Consider the following 18,930-nt stretch of genomic DNA (forward strand, 5'->3'; position numbering starts at 1 on the left):
TTCAGCAGCAGTGCTCGCCGCGCCAGGCTTCGCGGCCTTCCTTCACCGCGACCACGGCGATCACCAGGGCCACGACCGGATCGGCCCACCACCAGCCGAGCAGCGAGTTGAGCAGCAGGCCCACCAGCAGCACGCCGGACAGGTAGGTGCACAGCAGGGTCTGCCTGGAGTCGGCGACGGCGCTGGCGGAGCCGAGTTCACGGCCCGCGCGGCGCTGCGCGTAGGACAGGAACGGCATGACCACGAGCGACACCGCGGCCAGCGCGATGCCGACGGTCGAGTGCGCGGCCGGTTCCGCGCCGACCAGGCTGCGCACCGACTCGACGGTGACGTAGGCGGCGAGCGCGAAGAACGACGCCGCGATCACCTTCAGCGCCGTCCGCTCGCGGGCCTCGGGGTCGGCGCCGGAGAACTGCCAGGCCACGGCGGCGGCCGAGGCGACCTCGATCACCGAGTCCAGCCCGAAGCCGATCAGCGCCGTCGACGATGCGACCGTGCCCGCGGAGATCGCGACCACGGCTTCGACGACGTTGTAGGTGATCGTGGCCGCGACGAGCAGCCGCACCCGGCGGGACAGCACGGCCCGCCGCCCGGTCAGCGCGGGCGTTCGGCAGCCGTCGGCGTGCTCGCTCATCCGGTCGCGCTCGCGGAGTCGAGGCAGGGCTCGCCGGGATCCACTGCCAGGACGACGTGCACCAGCTCGCCGAGGGCCTTCTTCAGGTGCGGGTCGGCCAGCTCGTAGCGCACCTGCCGCCCCTCGTAGGTGGCGACGACCAGGCCGCAGCCGCGGAGGCAGGCCAGGTGGTTGGACACGTTGGAGCGGGACAGGTTCAGCTGGGCGGCCAGCTGACCGGGGTAGTGGACGCCGTCCAGCAGGGCCACCAGGATGCGGCACCGGGTGGGATCGGCTAGTGCCCGGCCCAGCCGGGCGAGCGCCGCGCCGCGCGTCTCACAGGTCAGCATGGGGAGAACAGTACAGCGATGGCTGACCTATTGGAAGTGCCGGGTCGTGGGAGCACTTAGGACTGTCCACAAAGGTCGTTATCGGGCCGGCGACGCGGCGTCGACCAAAGTCCCGTCAGGTACCGGGTCCAACGGCCGTGGTCGCCGCGCCGGGGGCCGGTCAGGCTGGTGGGGTGAAGCAGGAACCGGAACCGCACCCCAGCCCGGCCGGCGACCACGACCTGGAGGTCGTCGAGGCGATCCTGGAGGTCGTCGCCCGCCACGGGGCCGGGCCGTACCCCCTCGACGACCTGGCGAGCCTCACCGGCCTCGACGCGGACGAGGTGTGGCGGGTGATGGAGCAGCTCGTCGAGGCCGGCCTGGCCACCCGGCACGGCCCGGCCGCGTGACGGGAGTGACGTTGCCGGCACGCGGGTGGTGTGTGCGAGGCTGCGGGTAGCCAACGCACCAGCACCGAAGGAACCGAGCGTGACCGATCAAGCCACCACCACCTTCGCCGACGTCAGCCGGGTCGAGGAGGTCGCCCCGGGGCGCTTCACCGCCGCCGCCCACCCCGAGTGGACCATCGGCGGCAAGCCCAACGGCGGCTACCTGCTGGCGATGCTCGGGCGCGCCGCGACCTCCTCGGCGTCCCACCGGGACGTGCTCGCGGCCAGCGCGCACTACCTGCGCGCGCCGGAGCCGGGCCCGGTGGAGCTGGGCGTGGAGGTGCTGCGGACCGGCCGGTCGGCGAGCCAGGTGCGGGCCCGCCTGACCCAGAACGACACGTCGTGCGTCGAGGCGATGTTCACGCTAGGCGCGCTCGACGCGGAGTCGAAGCCGTACTGGGGCGAGGGCATGCCCGAGCCGGAGGGGCGCGAGTACGCCGACTGCGTCCCGGTCACCGGCCCGGCCGGAGGTGGTCCTGGGCCGGTCATCATGGACCAGGTCGACCTGCGCATCCAGCCCGAGGACCTGGGCTTCGGCCGGGGCGCCCCGAGCGGGGCGGGCGTGCTGCGCGGCTGGCTGGGCCTGCCCGGCGGCGCGGACTTCGACCCGCTGTCCCTGCTCTACGCCGTGGACGCCTTCCCGCCCGCGACGCTGGACATTGCGCTGACCGGCTGGGTGCCGACGCTGGAGCTGACCGCCTACGTGCGCGCGCTGCCTGCTCCCGGGCCGGTGAGGGTGCTGCACAAGGCGCAGCTCATCGAAGGCAACCGCGTGGACGAGGTGTGCCTGGTGTGGGACAGCCGCGGCCGCCTGGTCGCCCAGGCCACCCAGCTGGCCGGCATCCGCCTCGACCCGCCCGCCTGAGGAGCCGTGCTCAGCCGGCGAACGAGCGGCTGAACCGCTGTCCGGACTCGACCAGTTCCCGCGCCCGTCCCAGCGAGCGGTCCTGGTAGCTGCGCAGGGCGGCGGAGATCGCGTCGTCGCGGGCTTCGGCCACGGCCTTGGCCACCTCGTCGGCGAGCACCTCGGCGTCGGTGAGCGCGACGGCGAACCCGCGGCCGGTCATCGGGGTGGAGACGTGTGCGGCGTCGCCGACCAGCGCGATCCGGCCGCGCACGAGCCGGTCCGGGACGTACTCGGCGACCGGGGTGCCGGTGACCCCGCGGCGGCGCAGGCAGGCCCGGACCGCGTCCCGCCACGCCGCCGGCCACTGCGCGGCCTCGTCGTCGAGTTCGGCGATCAGGCTCGCCGTCAGGTCCGCCGACCGCAGGGAGTGCTGGACCACGTCGCCGTCGACGCACCCGGTGGCGCGCAGCAGGTCGTTGCGGCGCCGGTCGAACCAGGCCCAGCCCGGGCGACGGTGGCCGGGCGGCGCGGACTCGGCCAGCGGGGAGCCGAGGAGGCAGTCGGCCCCGGCGTCGAAGATGTCCATGCCCGGCGGCCAGGCTTCGACGTCCAGTTCCGGCTCCGCGGCGATGCCCAGCCAGATGACGTACCCAGCGAAGGCCGCGTCGGGGGGCTCGGGGGCGACGACGCGGCGGACCACGGTGCGGTGCCCGTCGGCGCCCACCACGAGATCACCGCGGTGGATCGCGCCGTCCGCGGTCCGCGCCCACGCCGACGTCTCGTCCTGGCTGGCTCGACGGCGCGGGCGCCGTGGACGAGGTCGATGTGCGGGTCCGCCTCCGCGGCCCGGTGCAGCAGGCCGTGCGCCTGTGCCCAGCTCTGCAGGTGGGGGCGCGAGCCGTTCAGCGCGGCGGCGGTGGCCTTCGGGCCGGCGAGGCCGTCCGGGCCGACGAGGCGGTGCAGGTTGCTCTCGGCGCCGCCCAGGGCCGCGCCGCCGCGGGCTGCGGGCCGTAGCGTTCGAGGGCCGTCACCGCGATGCCGAACTTGGCCAGACCCAGGGCGGCCATCAGGCCGGCGCGACCCGCCGACGACAACGGCCGCTGCGTGATCAGTGGTTCGCATGACTCCAGTCAACGGCGGCGGCCCGCGCCGTGGCAGGACTGTTCTTGCCTGGGACCGGCACTACCAGGTAATCACGGGCGGCGCCTGCGCCGGGCCGCGACCCGCTGGCCCAGCGCCGCGGCGATTTCGCCCGCGGCGGCGAGCTGCTCCGGGCTCAGCGCGTCGACGAACAGTTCGCGCACCGCGGTCAGGTGCGGGACCGTGGCGGCGCGGAAGGCGGCCGCGCCCTCTTCGGTCAGGACGACTTCGGCTCCGCGGCTGTCGGTGGTGCAGTTCTCCCGCCGGATCAGGCCGCGCCGATCCATCCTCCCCAGGTGGTGCGACAGCCGGCTGCGTTCCCAGCCGACGCGCGCGGCCAGCTGCGAGGACCGCAGCCGCTGCCCGTCCGCCTCGCTCAGGGCGAGCAGGACCGTGTAGTCGCCGGAGGACAGGCCCGCCTCGCTCTGCAGCCGCGAGCCGAGCTCGCCGCGCAGCGCCTCCGCGGTTTCGATGAACCCGCGCCACACCCGCAGTTCGTCGGTGGTGGGCAGGACCCGGTGCCGTCGTGCTGGACTCATGAACCCTCCTGGTTGACACGTCAATCATACCGGCGTATGACGGGAAGCGACAGATTGACGTGTCAATTACTCGGTGCTCTCGGAGGAGCCTTCTCATGTCTGATCTGGTGTTCGGGCTCGACACGTTCGGCGACGTTCCCGAGGACGACGACGGCCGTCCGATGTCGCACGCGCAGGCGATCCGGCAGGTCGTCGAGGAGGCCGTGCTGGCCGACGAGATCGGTGTGGACGTGATCGCGCTCGGCGAGCACCACCGCCCCGAGTATTCGATCTCCTCGCCGGAGACCGTGCTGGCGGGCATCGCCACTCGTACGTCGCGGATCCACCTGTCCTCCGGCGTGACCGTGCTCAGTTCCGACGACCCGGTGCGCGTGTTCCAGCGGTTCGCCACGGTCGACGCGCTGTCGAACGGGCGCGCCGAGGTGATCCTCGGCCGGGGTTCGTTCACCGAGTCGTTCCCGCTGTTCGGTTATGACCTGGCCGACTACGACAAGCTGTTCGAGGAGAAGATCGAGCTGTTCGCGCGGTTGCTCGACGAGAAGCCGGTGACCTGGAGCGGCACGCTGCGCCCGGCGCTGGAGGACGCCGACATCTACCCGAAGACGGAGTCGGGGCGCCTGACGACGTGGGTCGGGGTGGGCGGCTCGCCGCAGTCGGTGGTCCGCACCGCGCACTACGGCCTGCCGCTGATGCTGGCGATCATCGGCGGCCCGCCGAAGCGGTTCGCGCCATACCTGGACCTGTACCGCGGGGCGGCGGCGGAGTTCGGCACGACGGCGCACCCGGTCGGCATGCACTCGCCGGGGTTCGTCGCCGACACCGACGAGCAGGCCCGCAAGGTGTTCTGGCCGCGGTACCGGGTGATCCGCGACCGGATCGGGCGCCAGCGCGGCTGGCCGCCGATCCGCCGCGAGGAGTACGACGCCGAAATCGAGCACGGCTCGCTCTACATCGGATCGCCGGAGACGGTCGCTCGCAAGATCGCCCGCGCGGTGACGGACCTGGGCGTCGGCCGGTTCGACATGATCTACAGCAGCGGTTCGCAGCCGGCGAGCGCCCGCCTGCGGGTGGTGGAGCTGTACGGCACCAAGGTGATCCCGATGGTCCGCGACATCCTGTCGGAGGAGAAGTGACCACCATCGGCATCCTCGGCGCAGGCAAGGTGGGCACGGTGCTGGCGCGGCTCGCGCTCGCGGCCGGGTACCACGTGCTCATCGCCGGATCGGGGGCTCCGGAGAAGATCGCGCTCACTGTCGACGTCCTCACCCCGGGCGCGATCGCGACCACCGCGGCCGATGCGGCTCGGCAGGCGGACGTGGTGATCCTCGCGCTGCCGCTGGGCAAGTACCGCGAGATCCCCGCCGAGGCGCTGGCGGGCAAGCTGGTCGTGGACGCGATGAACTACTGGTGGGAGGTCGACGGCATCCGCCAGGACTTCGACGACCCACGCACCTCGTCGAGCGAGGCCGTGCAGTCCTTTGTGGCCGGTGCCAGCGTCGTGAAGGCCTTCAACCACCTGGGATACCACGACCTCGAGGACGGCGCCCGCCCCGCCGGTGCCCCGGACCGCAAGGCGATCGCCATCGCCGGGGACGACCCGGCGGACGTCGCGGCGGTGGCGGAGCTCGTCGACGCGCTCGGCTTCGACCCGGTCACCGCCGGGCCGCTGGCCGAGGGGGTGCGACTCGAACCGGGCTCGGAAGCCTTCGGAGCCAACGTCACCGCCGCCGAACTCCGCGCGATCCTCGACCGTTTCCCGGACTCCGAACGGGGACGGCAGGTAGCCAAGGCGCGCACGCTCGACGGGTGAAACTGTGAGACCGGAGCCGGCTCGTGCTGCAGTGTGCGTAGGCGGAGCTCAACCGCGGGTCAGTTCGATGACCGTGACCTCCGGGCGCGCGCCGACGCGCATGGGCGGGCCCCAGTAGCCCGCACCGGCCGTCACGTAGAGCTGCGTGTCGCCGTGGCGGGACAGGCCCTCGACAGCCGGCTGGTCGAGCCGGATGGCGTAGTCGAAGGGCCACAGCTGCCCGCCGTGGGTGTGGCCGGACAGCTGCAGGTCCACGCCGGCCGCGCGGGCCTGTTCGACCTGCACCGGCTGGTGGGCCAGCAGCACGAGCGGGACATTGTCGTCCCGGCCGTCGAGCGCGGCGTCGAGGTTCGCGCCGTGGCCGGGGACTCCGGAGCGCGCGGCGGTGCGGTCGTCGATGCCGGCCAGGTCGAAGGTCGCGCCCCCGCGGCCGAGCGGGACCCGTTCGTTGCGCAGCACGTCCACCCCGAGGGTCGGCAGGTGCCGCAGCCAGGCCTCGGTGTCCACGAAGTACTCGTGGTTGCCCGTGACGAAGTAGACGCCCTGATCGCTGACCAGGTCGGCCAGCGGGGCGACGTCCTCGCGCAGCTCGTGCACCTCGCCGTCGACCAGGTCGCCCACGATCGCGACGGCGTCCGGCCGCTGGGCGTTGACCGTCTCGGCCAGGCGCTCGAACCGGCTGCCGCCGTAGGTGGTGGACAGGTGCCCGTCGGAGAAGGTGACGATGCGGTAGCCCTCCAGCGCGGGGTCGAGACCGGCGATCGCGATGGGCACCCGGCGCACCACGGGCGCGGAGTTGGCCAGCACGGCCCCGGTGCCCGCGGTGCCGATCGCGACCGCCCCGGCGGTGAGCGCCAGCGAGCGGGCCAGGAACAGCCGCCGCGACGGGGCGGGCGGAGCCTCCACGGCGCCGGGCCCGGCCGGCGGTTCCGGTCGTCGCCGGTTCAGCAGCCAGCGCACCGGTTCGAGCGCCAGCAACGCCAGGAACGCGTAGAACGCCAGGCCGAGCCAGCTGTAGGCCACCCAGTCCAGCGGCACCTGCGCGGACCAGGGCAGCACGCGGCGCCCGGCGAGAGCGGCCGCGGGCAGCACGGCGAGGACGACGGTGACCACGGTCAGCCGCCGCCGCGCCCGCCCGGCGACGGTGGTGGCGCGGACCAGCCGGAACCACAGGTAGCCGTGCAGCACGAGCATCGCGGCGAGGACGACGAGGCCGAACAGGATGGCGGTCAGGACGTGCTCCAGGCGGCTGGGACGGACACGAACGGGTCAACCGTATCGGCGTGGTCCGCGCGTCCGAGCTCCGGTGCGGCACGGAACCAGGCCCCGCACCGGTTCGTGGTCGGGGACCGCTGGTAGGTCGCTTCGCCGGTGAACGGCGGCTCAGCGCGGCGGCCGCGCGTCCAGCAGGACCACGACCGTGACGAGCGCGGCGAGGACGAGCAGCGTGATCAGGGCCGCGTCGACCAGCAGGCCGGTCATGACGGGCTCCGCTCCGCGGCGCGCTTCCCGGACCGCAGGCTTGTCACCGTCACGGTCGCCAGGACCAGCACGATGACCAGCAGCGAGACCGGGGTCGGGATGGTCGGCACCGCGGGCCAGACCTCGTGCGCCCAGTGCAGCACGAGCTTGATCCCGATGAACGCCAGGATGACGGCGAGCCCGTGGTTGAGGTGGGTGAGCTTGGCCAGTGCGGTGTGCAGCACGAAGTACAGCGCACGCAAACCGAGCAGCGCGAAGGCGTTGGTGGCGAAGACCAGGTACGGGTCCTCGGTGATGCCGTAGACCGCGGGCACCGAGTCGACGGCGAACACCACGTCGGTGGCGAAGACGGCCACCACCACGAGCGTCAGCGGGGTCAGCGCGCGCCGTCCGCGCTCGCGGACCACCATGCGTGTGCCGCGGTAGTCGTCGGTGACCGGCATCAGCCTGCGCAGCAGCCGCACCGAGCGCATCCGCGACACGTCGCGGTCCGGTTCCGGGCCGCTGACCGCCTCGTGCAGGATCTTCACCGCCGAGGCGAACAGGACCAGGCCGAACACCAGGAACGCCCAGGTGCCTGCCTGCAGCAGCGCGGCACCGGCGGCGATGAAGATCCCGCGCAGCACCAGCGCGCCGACGATGCCGTAGAGCAGCACCCGTTGCTGCACCTCGGCCGGCACCGCGAACGCGGCCAGCAGCAGCATGAACACGAACAGGTTGTCGACGGAGAGCGACTTCTCCACGACGAACCCGGTGGCGAACTCCAGCGCCTGCGCGCCGCCGAACGCGGTCCACAACCAGAAGGCGAACGCCAGCGGCAGGGTCAGGTAGACCACCGACCACCCGGCGGCCTCGCGCAGCGACACCTCGTGCGGCCGCCGCGTCACGAGGAAATCGGCCGCCAGCAGGGCCAGCAGCACCGCGATGCTGATCACCCACAACCACGGGCTGCCGATCGACGACGCGGGCGCGGCAGCGGCGACCGCGGACTGGTGCGACATGGGGCCTCCTCGAACACCGTCAGCGTTCGAGGTCTCCTTCACCCGCCGTCACGGGCGCCCTGCCGGGGACACGCCGGGTGTCCGTACTGACCGGTCTGGAACCGTGGGAAGTACTCCCCTCGCGACCGAGTATCGGACAAATCGGACAGGTTGTAAAGGGTGGTCACCCGGCAGTGGCTCCGACCGTCCACAACGGACCACTCGCCGGCCGGCGCGTGCCGGCCGGCGAGCCCTGTGTCACAGGCTGTGGGCGGCGATGTCGCCCTGGGAGGTGGTGGCGCGGATGGTCAGCTCCGGGCTGCCGTTGTTCTTCAGCGCGTTGCTGATCCGGCCGTCGTCGGTGCCGGCGTCCAGGGTGGCCGAGACACCGGCCGCCGCGCCGACGGTGATGTCGCCCACCTGAGTGCGCAGCACGACGGTGCCGCTGACGGCCTCGGTGAGGCGGATGTCCCCGCGGGCGGTGGTGATCTCCGTGGCGCCGCCGGCCCGGCCGACCGCCACGTCACCGTCGGTCGCGGTGAACCGCAGCGTCGCGGCCTCGTCGAGGTGGATGTCGCGGTAGGCGCCCTCCACCGTGACGTCGCCGAAGCGGCCGGTGGCGCGGAGCTCGGCGGCGGAGCTGGTGACGTCGACGCGGGAGCCGGCGGGCAGCCGCACGGTGACCGCGACCGAACCGGACGGGCCGAAGAACTGGTTGCGGGACTCCGGCGCCTCGACCCGCAGCACACCGTCGGCGTAGGTGACGGTGGTCTGTTCGGCCAGCTGCACGTCGCGGCTCTTGCCCGGGTTGGCCGGGGCGACCTCGACGGCGGTGTCGGCGCGGTCCGCAGCGGTGAGGTGGATGCGCCCGGCGGGGACGGTCAGGACGGTGGCGATCGGGGCGGTGGTGGCGAAGTTCTGCATCGGTCTCTCCTTGGTGAGCGGCTTGATGAGAACACCATCGCCCGCTCTCCTGACACGGGACCGCCACCGCGCTGACGCCGCCGCTGACACGGGACGTCAGTGGCCGTGGAAGGCCTCCGCCAGCCACCACGACCCGCCGTCGTCGGTGATCTTCGCGTCCACGACCAGCGGCTTCTCGCGCGGACCCGCGAGCCACTCGGACACCTGCCGCAGGTCGGCGACGGTGCGGACGGTCACCCCGGTGCAGCCGAACCCGCGCCCGATCGCGGCGATGTCGGTCGGCGGGAACCGGACGGTCGTGTGGTCGCCGGTGAAGTGGTGCACCTCCGCGCCGTACGCGGCGTCGTTGTAGACGACCAACAGTAGCGGCAGGCCCAGCCGCACGGCCGTGTCGAGTTCCTGGGCCGCCATGTGGAAGCCGCCGTCGCCGAGCGCGGCGACGGGCAGCCGCCCGGGCTGGGCGATCGCCGCGCCGATCGCGGTGGCCAGCCCCAGCCCGATCGACTGGAAGGCCTGGGTGAAGCAGAACCCGAACTCGTCCGGCACGTCCAGGAACGCGCTGGGGTAGCCCATGAAGTTGCCCGAGTCCACGGACACCACGCGCTCGGCGGGCAGGATCCGGTCCAGCTCCGCGGACAGGGTGCGCGGGTCGATCAGGTCCGCGGTCGACTCGTCCCGGTAGTCGGCGGCCGACCAGCGGGCCCGCGCGACGATCCGGTCGCGCAGCGCGGGGGAGCGGTAGCCGGATTTCCTCTGGTCACCCAGCTCGGCGAGCGCGGCGCGGGCGGTCGCCGCCGCGTCGCCCACCACGCCGACGTCGACCGGCCGGTGCGCGCCGAGCGCGCTCGGCTCCAGGTCGACCTGCGCGAGACGCGCGCTGGGGCCGATCAGCTTGCCGCGGCGGGTGGTCCACCGGTTGAGCGCGCAGCCCCAGCCGACGACGAGGTCGGCGTCGCGGACGAGTTCCGCCGCCAGCGGGGAGGCGAACCCGCCGGAGATGCCCAGCGCCCACGGGTCGCCGTGGAACAGGCCGTGTGCCACCGCGGACGTCGCGAGCAGCGCGCCGCACGCCTCGGCGAGCGCCCGGATCTCCGCGCCCGCGCCCCGGCCACCGCGGCCGGCGATGAACACAGGGCGCTCCGCGGCGGCGAGCAGCGCGGCCAGTTCGACCACCGACGCGGCGTCGGGCTCCGGTGCGGGAGGGGCGGGCACCGGCTCGACAGCTTCCAGCGGCGGCGCGGGCTCGGCCTGCACGTCCAGCGGCAGGTTCAGCACGACCGTGCGGCGCTCGTGCAGCGCGGTCCGGTACGCGCGGACTGTGTCGGCCACCGCGGTCTCCGGGCTGTGCACGCGCAAGGCGACCGCGCCGACCGCGCGGGCGAGCGCGTCCTGGTCGATGCGGAAGTTGTTGAGCGGATCGGCGGCGGGCGACTCGGCGGTGAGGACGATCAGCGGGGTGCGGCTCTTGGCCGCCTCGCCAATGCCGGTGACCGCGTTGGTCAGCCCGCAGCCCTGGTGGGTCGACACGAGCGCGACCCGGCCGCTCATCCGCGCGCACGCGTCGGCGGCGGTGGCCGCGCCGCCCTCGTGGCGGGTGGCGTGGAAGGCGACCCCGGCCGCTCGCAACGCGTTGGTGACGTGGAAGTTGCCGCTGCCCACCACCCCGAACACCGGGCCGGCGCCCAGCTCCGCCAGGACGCGCCCGACCGCCTCGGCGACGATCACGCCCGCTCCACGAACGCGTACACGCGTGCCGGGCTGCCCGACCCGCCGACGATCGGCAGCGGCGAGACCACCAGCAGGGCGCCGGTCGGCGGCAGCTGCGCGAGGTTGCGCAGCTGGGTGAGCCCGCACTTGCCCGCGCCGAGCAGGCGGTCGTGGCACGGGAAGATCGGCTCCAGCTCGGCGGCGCGGCCGGCGTCGGTGCCCACGGTCTCCACGCCGAACCCCGCGATCGGGGCTTCCTCGGCGAGCCACTGCGCGCACTCCGGCGACACGCCCGGGGTGTGCGAGGCGCCGTCGCTGACGTTGAGGAAGCTGTCCTGGTCGCCGGAGCGCGCGTCCCAGCCGGTCCGGTAGAGCAGCCAGCCGCCCTCGGGCAGCGGCCCGTGCTCGCGTTCCCACTCGCGCACGTCGTCGATGCCCAGCAGGAAGTCTGGATCGTCGGCGACCCGCGCCGACATGTCCAGCACGGCGGCCGGTCCGATGAGCGTGCGCAGCGGAATCTGGTCGACGCTGGGCCCGTCCTTGCCGGACAGCCAGTGGTTGGGCGCGTCGACGTGCGTGCCGACGTGCTCGCCGGTGTGGATGTCGTTCCAGTACCAGCGCGGGCCCCGGTCGTCGTAGCGGCTGATCTCCTCCAGCCGGAAGCCGGTGGTGTTGGCGAACGGCGGCGGCAGCTGCAGCACCGGTGTGCTCGCCGACAGCGGCGCGGTCAGGTCGACGACCTCGACGCGGCTGCTCCGCAGCGCGGACAGCAGATCGGCCAGGACGGGCATCGGAACCTCCTCGGATCGTGGCGCTCCGGCGGTCGTGCGCGGCCCGCGCTCGGAACGAGACTAGCCATCCGCGCAACGGTCCCCGGGCGCGACGAGCCGGCCGCATAGCATCGGCTGGTGAACGGTGAGGTCTGGGTGATCGCCCGCGACGGGCAGCACGAGGTCGAGATCAAGCGGTCCCGGTTCGTGTGCACCGTCGCGCGGGTCGATGAGGTGGAGGCCGCCGCGGCGCTGATCGCCCGGGTGCGCAAGGCCGGACCCGGCGCGAACCACCACTGCACGGCGCTGCGGATCGGCGATCCGGAGACCGGTGAGATGACCGTTCGCAGCAACGACGACGGGGAGCCCGCCGGCACCGCGGGCGTCCCCATGCTCGAGGTGCTCGCGCGCCGCAACCTGACCGACGTCGTCGCCGTGGTGTCGCGGTGGTTCGGCGGGGTCAAGCTCGGCGCGGGCGGGCTGGTCCGCGCCTATTCCGGCGCGCTGGCGGAAACCCTCGACGCCGTCGGGACGCTGCGCCGGGTGCGGCACCGCGAGCTGCTGGTCGCCGTGCCGCACGACCTCGCCGGCCGCCTCGAACACGATCTGCGCAACTCGCCGTACCGGTTGCAGGACATCGACTACGGCACGGACGTCACGCTGACGGTCGCCGTCACCGAGGCCGACCGGGACGCGTTCGGCGCCTGGCTGGCCGAACGGACCGGCGGCGAGGTCGAGGCACTCGACGCGGGGACGAGGGACCTCTACCTCCCCTGACGGGTCAGACCCGCACCAGCTCGATCACCGGGATGACCCGGCTGGTCTTGCGCTGGTACTCGGCGAACTGCGGCTGCGCGGCGGACTGCTTCGCGTAGATCTCGTCGCGCTCGGGGCCCTCCAGCACGCGGGCGAGCACCGGAAAGGTCTCGTCGCCGAGCTCGATCGTGGTCTTCGGGTTGGCCACCAGGTTGTGGTACCAGCGGGCTGCCCTCGAAGATGCCGGCGTGGCCGCTGTGGCCTGCAACGACGCCGGGATCGGCAAGGACCAGGCCGGGTGGCGGGCCTGGCGGCGCTGGACGGCGTCGTCGGCGTCGCCGACGGCCACGACACCTGCGCCAACGGGATCATCAGCTACGTCAACGAGTCCGCGCGCGAGGCGGGCATCCGGGTCGGGGAACCGCTGTCCGCGGCGCTCACCAGGCTGGCGGCGGGGGGTGTGCCGTGCTGAGGATGACGGTGGCCGGGCGTGGGGACCGCCGCGTGGTCCTGCTGGACAGCATGTCCCAGGCCGAGCACGCCGACCGGGGCCAGATCATCGTGGCGGCGTCCAACGGCGGGGCCGAGTCGGGGCGGATCGCCGTGCTGAGCGGGTGCGCGTGCGCGGTGCTCAACGACGCCGGGCGCGGCAAGGACGACGCCGGCATCGCGGGTCTCGCGGTCATGGACGAGGCGGGCGTGCCGGGCGCGGCGGTCGGCCACCTGACCGCGCGCATCAGCGACGGCAAGGACATGTGGGACAACGGGGTGCTGACGCACGTCAACGAAGCCGGGCGCCGGGCGGGTCTCCGCGTCGGCGAGCCGATGCGGACCGCGATCACCCGCCTGCTCGAGGAGGTGGCGGAATGCCCGGACGTCCGGTGAGCGTCATCGTCACCCCGACCGGCGGGATGTTGACCCCCGCGCAGCACCCGCACGTGCCCACCCAGCCCGGGCAGATCGCCGAGGACGTCGCGCGCTGTGCCGCGGCGGGTGCGAGCGTGGCGGCGCTGCACGCGCGCCGGCCGGACCACGCGGCCACCTGCGACTCCGCCGTCTACCGGGAGATCAACGAGCTGGTGCGGCGCCGGTGCGACGTCGTGGTCAACAACTCGACCGGCGGCGGGCTCAACGGCGACATGGGGCGCGAGACCGCCGACGGCGCCGTCGTCGACCACGAGCAGCGGCTGGCCGGGGCCGGCGCCGGGGCGGACACGTGCACGCTGGACACCATCACCGCGTACGTGAGGGGCCCGGACGGCGAGACCCTGATGAGCACGCCGCGCTGGTTCGCCCGCCGGCTGGCGGCGGCGTTCCGGGCGGCCGGGGCCAAACCCGAGTGCCGTACGTGGTGAACTTCGTGCTCAACCAGCACGAGACGTTCCAGAACGCGCTGCCGTACACGCCCGGGGTCCTGCGTGGCCTGGTCGATCTGCTGCCCGCGGGCGCGGTGTTCTCCGCGACCGTGTGCGGGCCGGACCCGCTGCCCGGCCTGGTGCGGGCGCTCGAACTCGGCGGGCACGCCCGCGTCGGTATCGAGGACAGCCCGTTCGACGCCGACGGCAGGCCGATGACCAACCTGGAGCAGGTCGAGCGCGTGGTCGAGGTCATCCGGGACCACGGGTGCGAGCCCGCCACCCCGGCGCAGGCCCGCGCGCTCCCCGGCCTGACGGAGGCGGCATGAGCACGCCGGTCGCGGTGGTCACCGGGGCGGGCAGCGGCCTGGGGCGGGTGATCGCCAGGGCACTGATCGCCGACGGTTACCGGGTCGCGCTTGCCGGACGGCGGGCTCGCGCGCTGGCGGAACCGCTCCGGAGGGTCTCGCCGTGCCCACCGACGTGTCCGACCCGGACTCCGTCGCGGAGTTGTTCGACCGGGGCGCGGCCACGTGGGGGAGGGTCGACCTGCTGGTCAACAACGCGGGCGTGTTCGGCCCGGCGGGCGCGCCCGACGAGATCCCCGTCGGCGAGCGGCGTTCGTGCGTGGACACCAACCTGACCGGCGCGTTCCTCTGCGCCAGGGCGGCCTTCGGCGTCATGCGGCGCCAGGACCCGCGCGGCGGCCGGATCATCGACAACGGTTCGGTCTCCGCGCACAGCCCCCGCCCGGGCAGCATCGCCTCAGCAGCCCCGGCCGGAAGGCCGTGCCCACCCGCTCCAGCAGCCCGACCCGCGCCAGCTCGCACAGCATCCGGTGCGCCGTGGTCCTGGGCAGCCCGGTCGACCGCGCGACCGCCGCCGCGCTCACCGGCAGCTCCGCGCCACGGAACTGCTTGAGGATCAGCGAGGCCCGCCGAGAGCGGTGATCTCGCCTTCATCCCGATGCGCCGGACACATGAGGTCATCGTGCCCCATCGGTGGCGCCATCCGGGAGCACCTGTCCCGTTCAACGAGACACGGCGATCAGCCGGGCAGGCGGCCGCCGCACTCGCGGACCAGCGTCGCCATGATCTCGCGGTCCGCGGGGGAGACGTGGTCGGCGTAGTAGGCGTACAGGGTCTCCCGCGCGAGACGGGACGCCAGCAGGCCGTCGCGGTCGGAAATGGCCGCGAACACCGCCCGGTGGTGGCGGATGGACTGCAGCATGAGCGCCGTCTGGTCGTCGGCGTCAAGGATCGACTGCTGGATCAGCTTGAGGATCGCCTCGCGGGTGACATCCCCGTAGACCTGCACCAGCCGGTTGCCGCCCGCTTCGGCGATGAGCTCGTGGAACTCCAGGTCGGCCTGGCTGAACTCGGCGTAACCACGGCTCATGCACGCCCGCATCCGCGCCATGTTCCGCTCCAGCGCGAGCAGTTGCTCGTCGGTGCGGCGGGCGGCGGCGAGCAGGTTCGCGGAGGCGTCGGCGATCATCCGGAACTGGACGAGCTCGGCGAGCCCCAGCGCGCCGCCCGAGGTGAGCATCGCGATCGAACGGCGTACCGGCTCGACCGACAGCGGCAGGATCAACGGCCCGCGCGGATCGCGTGGCTGGGACTTGACCAGGTCCATGTTCTCCAGGACACGCAGCGCTTCCCGCACCGAGGCGCGGCCGATCCCGAACTGCTCGACCAGCTCCCGCTCGCTCGGCAGGCGATCACCCGGCTTGAGCTCACCGGAGGCGATCGCGTTCTGCACGTAGTCGACGACGCGCTGGAAGAGCCGCCCGTTGGTCGCGCTCGTCTGGCTGGTCACCCTCACCCCTCCCGGCCGGTGCGCTGCGGATTCCCCGAGGATACCGGCCGGGAGGTGGGACCGTGCCCGCTCAGCGGGGCAGCAGGCCGGTCGTCACCGGGGGGGCGAGCCGGGCCAGGCCGGTCATCAGGGAGCGCTCCGGGTCGCCGATCTTCGCCGGGTCCACGTCGGTGACCCGGTCGGCGATGCGGCGGCCGATCTCGGCGGTGTCGCCGCCCATGCCGGGCCCGGCCAGCGCGGGCAGTTCGGCCAGCACGGACGCCGCGGCGGCCTCCAGTGCCAATGCGCCGTCGCGCTCGCCGAGACCGGCCAGGCACAGCGCCGCGGACAACGCCGCCGCCGCCGGGTTGGCCCAGCCCTTGCCCGCGATGTCCGGCGCCGAGCCGTGCACCGGCTCGTACATGCTCGGCGCGGTGCCGCGCGGGTTGTGGTTGGCGCTCGCGGCGAGCCCCAGCCCGCCCTGGACGGTGGCGCCGAGGTCGCTGAGGATGTCGCCGAACAGGTTGTCGGTCACGACGACGTCGAACCGGCCCGGATCCAGCGGCAGGTGCAGGCACATCGCGTCGGCGTGGACGTAGTCGTGCTCGACGTCCGGGTACCGGGTGGCGACCTCGTCCACTACGTCCTGCCACAGCTGCCCGGCGTGCACCAGGATGTTCTTCTTGTGGCACAACGTCAACCGCTTGCGCCGCGCGGAGGCGAGCCGGAACGCGAACTCCACCGTCTCGGTCGTGGCCGGGACCGTGGTGATCGAGTTCTGGATCGCCACCGCGTTCGGCGTGCCCGGGTGGGAGATCGAGCCGCCGCCGGTGTAGAGCCCCTCGGTGTTCTCCCGGATGATCACCAGATCGCAGTTGTCCGGCGAGACACCGGCGACCGGGCTCTCGACACCCGGGTAGAGGCGCACCGGCCGGATGTTGACCGACTGGGCGAACGCGACCCGCAACCCGACGATCAGTCCGCGTTCGAGGACGCCCGGTGTGACGCGCGGGTCGCCGACCGCGCCGAGCAGGACGGCGTCGTGCCGGCGCAGCGCCTCGGTCGACGCCTCGTCGAGCGCGACGCCGGTGCGCAGATAGGCCTCGGCGCCGAGGTCGAATTCGGTGGTCTCGATCGCGAAGCCGTACCGGTCGGCGGCGGCCCGGACACCGGCGAGCGCGGCCGCGGTAACGTCGGGGCCGATGCCGTCGCCGCCGATGACGGCCAGGTGGTGGGTGCGCATGTGCTGCGGTTTCTCCTTGACGTGGGGGATCAGTCGTGCAGGGCGAAGTCGCGCCAGGTCTTGCCGCCGGCCGGCTCCACGTCCACCCAGAGCGCGGTGACGCAGTGCGGGCAGACGTAGGCGACGGCCGCGAGGTCGCCGTGGACCTCGACGCGGGCGCCCAGGTCGTCGGCGCCGAGCACGACCCGGCCCGCGATCGACTCCCACCCGCCGGTGAGGTCGCCGAGCGCCTGTCCGCAGTGGCGGCACGACCCGACCAGCCCGTCGGCGATCCGGTGCGTCACGAGCGCCGCGCCCCAGATCCCGGTTGGCTCGCCCGGCGCGGCCACCGGCCCGGTCCGCGGTCCGGTCATCCGGCTGCGCCGGGAATCCCGGATTTCGGCCCGCCGCGCGTCGGTGGCCGCCTGGTCGACCTCGCCGTCCCGCAGCTCCACGCCGTAGAGGCGGGCCGCGGATTCAACGGTGACCGCGCCGGATTCCACGTCGGCCGCGACCTTCGCCGGGTCGCGCAGCAGCGGATCGCCGTAGCCGCCGCCGTTCTGCACGGTGCACTCGAAGACGTCGCCGAACGCGATCCGGGCGGCCGGTGCGACCCCGGGCAGCACCTGGTGGTCGCCGTCGAGGTCGGTCAGCGCCACCACCGGCGCGCCGGTGCCGAGGCGCTCCAGCGCGCTCGCGCCGGTCACCCGCTCGAAGCGCGCGCAGGACCCGGGCAGGCCGCCGAACAGGCCGGTCCGGTTCGGCAGTGCGACGCCGTGCGTGCCGAGTACGCCGGTGACCTCCTGCGTGTCGATCGGGGTCAGCGCGAACTGGATCCCGTTGCCACCGCGGAAGGTCCCGGCGCCACCGGAGTCGGGCACCATGCGGCGCCACAGGTACAGCAGCGGGTGACGCATCTCCTGCTGCTCCACGTCGGTGGCGCCGCCGGAGAGGATGACCATCGCGCCACCGGCGTCCACTCCGTCGCGGAAGGAGAACGCCGGGCCGCCCCACAGCAGCGAGTCCATGTACATCGAGGCGAACGGCTCGCCGTGCTGGTCGACGCCGCCGAACTGGTTGAGCTGCCAGGACCCGTCGGAGGGGCCGAACGCGTAGCCCTCGTACTTGTCGGAGAACGACAGCATCTTCGCGATCGCGCCACCGGCGGAGCAGGTCGCGGTCCAGTTCGCGCCCGCCGCGCCGCCGGAGACCGGCATCGGCTCGACCGCGGTGACGCACAACCCGTCCGGCGCGGTGACCTCGACCGGCCGCATCAGGCCGTGGTTCCACGGGATGTCGGACCCGAAGGTGATCAGCATCAGGGTCGCGACCGCCCCGAGCAGACCGCCTCGGGTGGTCATGCCGTAGGCGGGCGACTGCGGGCTCGCGGCGGAGAAGTCGAACACCAGCCGGTCACCGGTCTTCTCCAGGCGGCACGGCACCTGCAGCAGCTCGATGCCCTCGTCCCCGTCCGGCCGGTCCAAATAGGACGTGTGCTCGTACACGCCGTCCGGCAGTGCACGCAGCAGGGCCCGCAGGTCGGCTTCGGAGCTGTCGAGGGTCTTCTCCATGGTGGCGCGCACCGCGTCCGCGCCGTAGCGGTCGCACAGCTCATGGAAGCGCTGCTCGGCCACGCGCAACCCGGCCAGGAAAGCGCGGAAGTCGTTGGCCACGGTGTCGTGCATGCGGGAGTTGAGGACGATGGTGTCCCACAGTTCCTGGTTCAGCACGTCCTTGCGCACGATCCGGCCCGGCGGGATGCGGATGCCTTCCTGGAACACGTCGGTGGCGGTGGTGCACCAGCTGCCCGGGTCCATGCCGCCGAGGTCGACCTGGTGGGCCATGCAGCCCAGCCACGCCACGATCTCGCCGTCGCGGAACACCGGCTTGCAGAACTGCACGTCGTTCTGGTGCATCGCGGCCAGGTACGGGTCGTTGATGATGAAGACGTCCCCGGGCTCGATGTCGTCGTAGCGGTCCAGGAACACCTCGATGGCCATCGCCCCGGTGTAGATGGGGGTGAGCAGGTAGGTGCCGATGATCGCCATCTCGCCGGCGGCGGTGTAGATGCCGAAGTTGTAGTCGGTGGCGTGCACGACGGGGGAGCCGGACACGTGCTCGACGGTGGTCCCGCCCTCGGAGTTGATGGACCAGAGTTTGTGCCGGATGACCTCGTAGGTGACCGGGTCGACGGTGGTGGTCATGCGTTG

Annotated in this window: 22 protein-coding genes and 2 pseudogenes; 10 read left to right on the top strand and 14 right to left on the bottom strand. The window is 73.2% G+C overall.

The window, feature by feature from the left end:
* Position 1 precedes the first annotated feature (1 nt).
* On the bottom strand, positions 2–634 hold the full coding sequence (locus tag AMETH_RS11645) for a cation efflux transmembrane domain-containing protein (RefSeq protein WP_017981643.1): 633 nt from the start codon (positions 632–634) through the stop codon (positions 2–4).
* Positions 631–963, bottom strand: coding sequence for a Cd(II)/Pb(II)-sensing metalloregulatory transcriptional regulator CmtR (gene cmtR, locus AMETH_RS11650; protein ID WP_017981644.1), 333 nt, complete (start codon positions 961–963; stop codon positions 631–633). The genes AMETH_RS11645 and cmtR overlap by 4 nt, the downstream gene beginning before the upstream one ends.
* Positions 964–1,136: 173 nt before the next feature.
* On the opposite strand from cmtR, the gene AMETH_RS11655 reads away from it, so the two are divergent.
* The gene (locus AMETH_RS11655; protein ID WP_017981645.1) at positions 1,137–1,352 is read left to right on the top strand and encodes a hypothetical protein; all 216 of its coding nucleotides are present in this window, start codon (positions 1,137–1,139) and stop codon (positions 1,350–1,352) included.
* Between the two features lie 79 nt (positions 1,353–1,431).
* Positions 1,432–2,256, top strand: coding sequence for a thioesterase family protein (locus AMETH_RS11660; protein WP_017981646.1), 825 nt, complete (start codon positions 1,432–1,434; stop codon positions 2,254–2,256).
* Positions 2,257–2,266: 10 nt separating this feature from the next.
* On the opposite strand, the gene AMETH_RS39135 is transcribed toward AMETH_RS11660, so the two are convergent.
* Entirely contained in the window at positions 2,267–2,965 is a 699-nt protein-coding gene (locus tag AMETH_RS39135) for an FAD-dependent monooxygenase (protein ID WP_017981647.1), read from the bottom strand.
* Positions 2,966–3,048: 83 nt separating this feature from the next.
* Between AMETH_RS39135 and AMETH_RS39140 the strand changes: the two genes are divergently transcribed.
* The gene (locus AMETH_RS39140) at positions 3,049–3,252 is read left to right on the top strand and encodes a hypothetical protein (protein ID WP_017981648.1); all 204 of its coding nucleotides are present in this window, start codon (positions 3,049–3,051) and stop codon (positions 3,250–3,252) included.
* Positions 3,253–3,431: 179 nt separating this feature from the next.
* On the opposite strand, the gene AMETH_RS11670 is transcribed toward AMETH_RS39140, so the two are convergent.
* Positions 3,432–3,917 carry a MarR family winged helix-turn-helix transcriptional regulator gene (locus tag AMETH_RS11670; protein ID WP_017981649.1) on the bottom strand — a complete coding sequence of 162 codons (486 nt, stop codon included), beginning with the start codon at positions 3,915–3,917 and terminating at the stop codon, positions 3,432–3,434.
* Between the two features lie 95 nt (positions 3,918–4,012).
* On the opposite strand from AMETH_RS11670, the gene AMETH_RS11675 reads away from it, so the two are divergent.
* Together AMETH_RS11675 and AMETH_RS11680 are read left to right on the top strand one after the other, a co-directional pair.
* Positions 4,013–5,050 carry an LLM class flavin-dependent oxidoreductase gene (locus AMETH_RS11675; RefSeq protein WP_017981650.1) on the top strand — a complete coding sequence of 346 codons (1,038 nt, stop codon included), beginning with the start codon at positions 4,013–4,015 and terminating at the stop codon, positions 5,048–5,050.
* Entirely contained in the window at positions 5,047–5,727 is a 681-nt protein-coding gene (locus tag AMETH_RS11680) for an NADPH-dependent F420 reductase (RefSeq protein ID WP_017981651.1), read from the top strand. The genes AMETH_RS11675 and AMETH_RS11680 overlap by 4 nt, the downstream gene beginning before the upstream one ends.
* A 48-nt stretch (positions 5,728–5,775) precedes the next feature.
* On the opposite strand, the gene AMETH_RS11685 is transcribed toward AMETH_RS11680, so the two are convergent.
* The 5 genes from AMETH_RS11685 to AMETH_RS11710 all read right to left on the bottom strand — a co-directional run bounded on the left by AMETH_RS11685 (position 5,776) and on the right by AMETH_RS11710 (position 11,611).
* On the bottom strand, positions 5,776–6,921 hold the full coding sequence (locus AMETH_RS11685; protein WP_026153023.1) for a metallophosphoesterase: 1,146 nt from the start codon (positions 6,919–6,921) through the stop codon (positions 5,776–5,778).
* Positions 6,922–7,205: 284 nt separating this feature from the next.
* Positions 7,206–8,210, bottom strand: a complete 1,005-nt coding sequence (locus tag AMETH_RS11695) for a TerC/Alx family metal homeostasis membrane protein (RefSeq protein WP_017981655.1) — start codon at positions 8,208–8,210, stop codon at positions 7,206–7,208.
* A gap of 237 nt (positions 8,211–8,447) precedes the next feature.
* A complete protein-coding gene (locus tag AMETH_RS11700; protein WP_017981656.1) occupies positions 8,448–9,113 on the bottom strand; it encodes a DUF4097 family beta strand repeat-containing protein in 666 nt (221 codons plus the stop codon).
* Positions 9,114–9,209: 96 nt separating this feature from the next.
* Complete coding sequence (locus AMETH_RS11705) at positions 9,210–10,838, bottom strand: thiamine pyrophosphate-binding protein (protein ID WP_038532058.1); 1,629 nt, start codon at positions 10,836–10,838, stop codon at positions 9,210–9,212.
* Positions 10,835–11,611, bottom strand: coding sequence for a cyclase family protein (locus AMETH_RS11710; protein WP_017981658.1), 777 nt, complete (start codon positions 11,609–11,611; stop codon positions 10,835–10,837). The genes AMETH_RS11705 and AMETH_RS11710 overlap by 4 nt, the downstream gene beginning before the upstream one ends.
* A 117-nt stretch (positions 11,612–11,728) precedes the next feature.
* Here AMETH_RS11710 and AMETH_RS11715 point away from each other — a divergent pair, with 117 nt between their 5' ends.
* Positions 11,729–12,367: an IMPACT family protein gene (locus tag AMETH_RS11715; protein WP_017981659.1), complete on the top strand. Its 639-nt coding sequence runs from the start codon at positions 11,729–11,731 to the stop codon at positions 12,365–12,367.
* Between the two features lie 4 nt (positions 12,368–12,371).
* Here AMETH_RS11715 and AMETH_RS39990 read toward each other — a convergent pair whose 3' ends face one another.
* Complete coding sequence (locus AMETH_RS39990; protein WP_017981660.1) at positions 12,372–12,695, bottom strand: nitroreductase family deazaflavin-dependent oxidoreductase; 324 nt, start codon at positions 12,693–12,695, stop codon at positions 12,372–12,374.
* On the opposite strand from AMETH_RS39990, the gene AMETH_RS37905 reads away from it, so the two are divergent.
* The 4 genes and pseudogenes from AMETH_RS37905 to AMETH_RS36640 all read left to right on the top strand — a co-directional run.
* The gene (locus AMETH_RS37905; protein ID WP_017981661.1) at positions 12,645–12,818 is read left to right on the top strand and encodes a hypothetical protein; all 174 of its coding nucleotides are present in this window, start codon (positions 12,645–12,647) and stop codon (positions 12,816–12,818) included. The genes AMETH_RS39990 and AMETH_RS37905 overlap by 51 nt on opposite strands.
* A gap of 2 nt (positions 12,819–12,820) precedes the next feature.
* The gene (locus AMETH_RS11725) at positions 12,821–13,231 is read left to right on the top strand and encodes a hypothetical protein (protein ID WP_026153024.1); all 411 of its coding nucleotides are present in this window, start codon (positions 12,821–12,823) and stop codon (positions 13,229–13,231) included.
* Positions 13,232–13,257: 26 nt separating this feature from the next.
* Positions 13,258–14,030 (top strand): annotated as a pseudogene (locus tag AMETH_RS39995) (beta-keto acid cleavage family enzyme).
* Positions 14,027–14,475 (top strand): annotated as a pseudogene (locus AMETH_RS36640) (SDR family oxidoreductase); the annotation flags it as partial. The pseudogenes AMETH_RS39995 and AMETH_RS36640, both read left to right, overlap by 4 nt.
* Here the strand turns inward: AMETH_RS36640 and AMETH_RS42520 are convergent.
* The 4 genes from AMETH_RS42520 to AMETH_RS11750 all read right to left on the bottom strand — a co-directional run bounded on the left by AMETH_RS42520 (position 14,414) and on the right by AMETH_RS11750 (position 18,924).
* Positions 14,414–14,593: a helix-turn-helix domain-containing protein gene (locus AMETH_RS42520; protein WP_364148029.1), complete on the bottom strand. Its 180-nt coding sequence runs from the start codon at positions 14,591–14,593 to the stop codon at positions 14,414–14,416. The pseudogene AMETH_RS36640 and the gene AMETH_RS42520 overlap by 62 nt on opposite strands.
* A 155-nt stretch (positions 14,594–14,748) precedes the next feature.
* Positions 14,749–15,519, bottom strand: a complete 771-nt coding sequence (locus tag AMETH_RS11740) for a FadR/GntR family transcriptional regulator (protein ID WP_017981664.1) — start codon at positions 15,517–15,519, stop codon at positions 14,749–14,751.
* A 70-nt stretch (positions 15,520–15,589) separates the two neighbouring features.
* Complete coding sequence (locus AMETH_RS11745; protein ID WP_017981665.1) at positions 15,590–16,741, bottom strand: 3-isopropylmalate dehydrogenase; 1,152 nt, start codon at positions 16,739–16,741, stop codon at positions 15,590–15,592.
* A 29-nt stretch (positions 16,742–16,770) separates the two neighbouring features.
* Positions 16,771–18,924, bottom strand: a complete 2,154-nt coding sequence (locus AMETH_RS11750) for a hydantoinase B/oxoprolinase family protein (protein ID WP_017981666.1) — start codon at positions 18,922–18,924, stop codon at positions 16,771–16,773.
* Positions 18,925–18,930: the final 6 nt, after the last annotated feature.

Source organism: Amycolatopsis methanolica 239 (assembly GCF_000739085.1).
In the GTDB taxonomy this organism is placed as follows: domain Bacteria; phylum Actinomycetota; class Actinomycetes; order Mycobacteriales; family Pseudonocardiaceae; genus Amycolatopsis_E; species Amycolatopsis_E methanolica.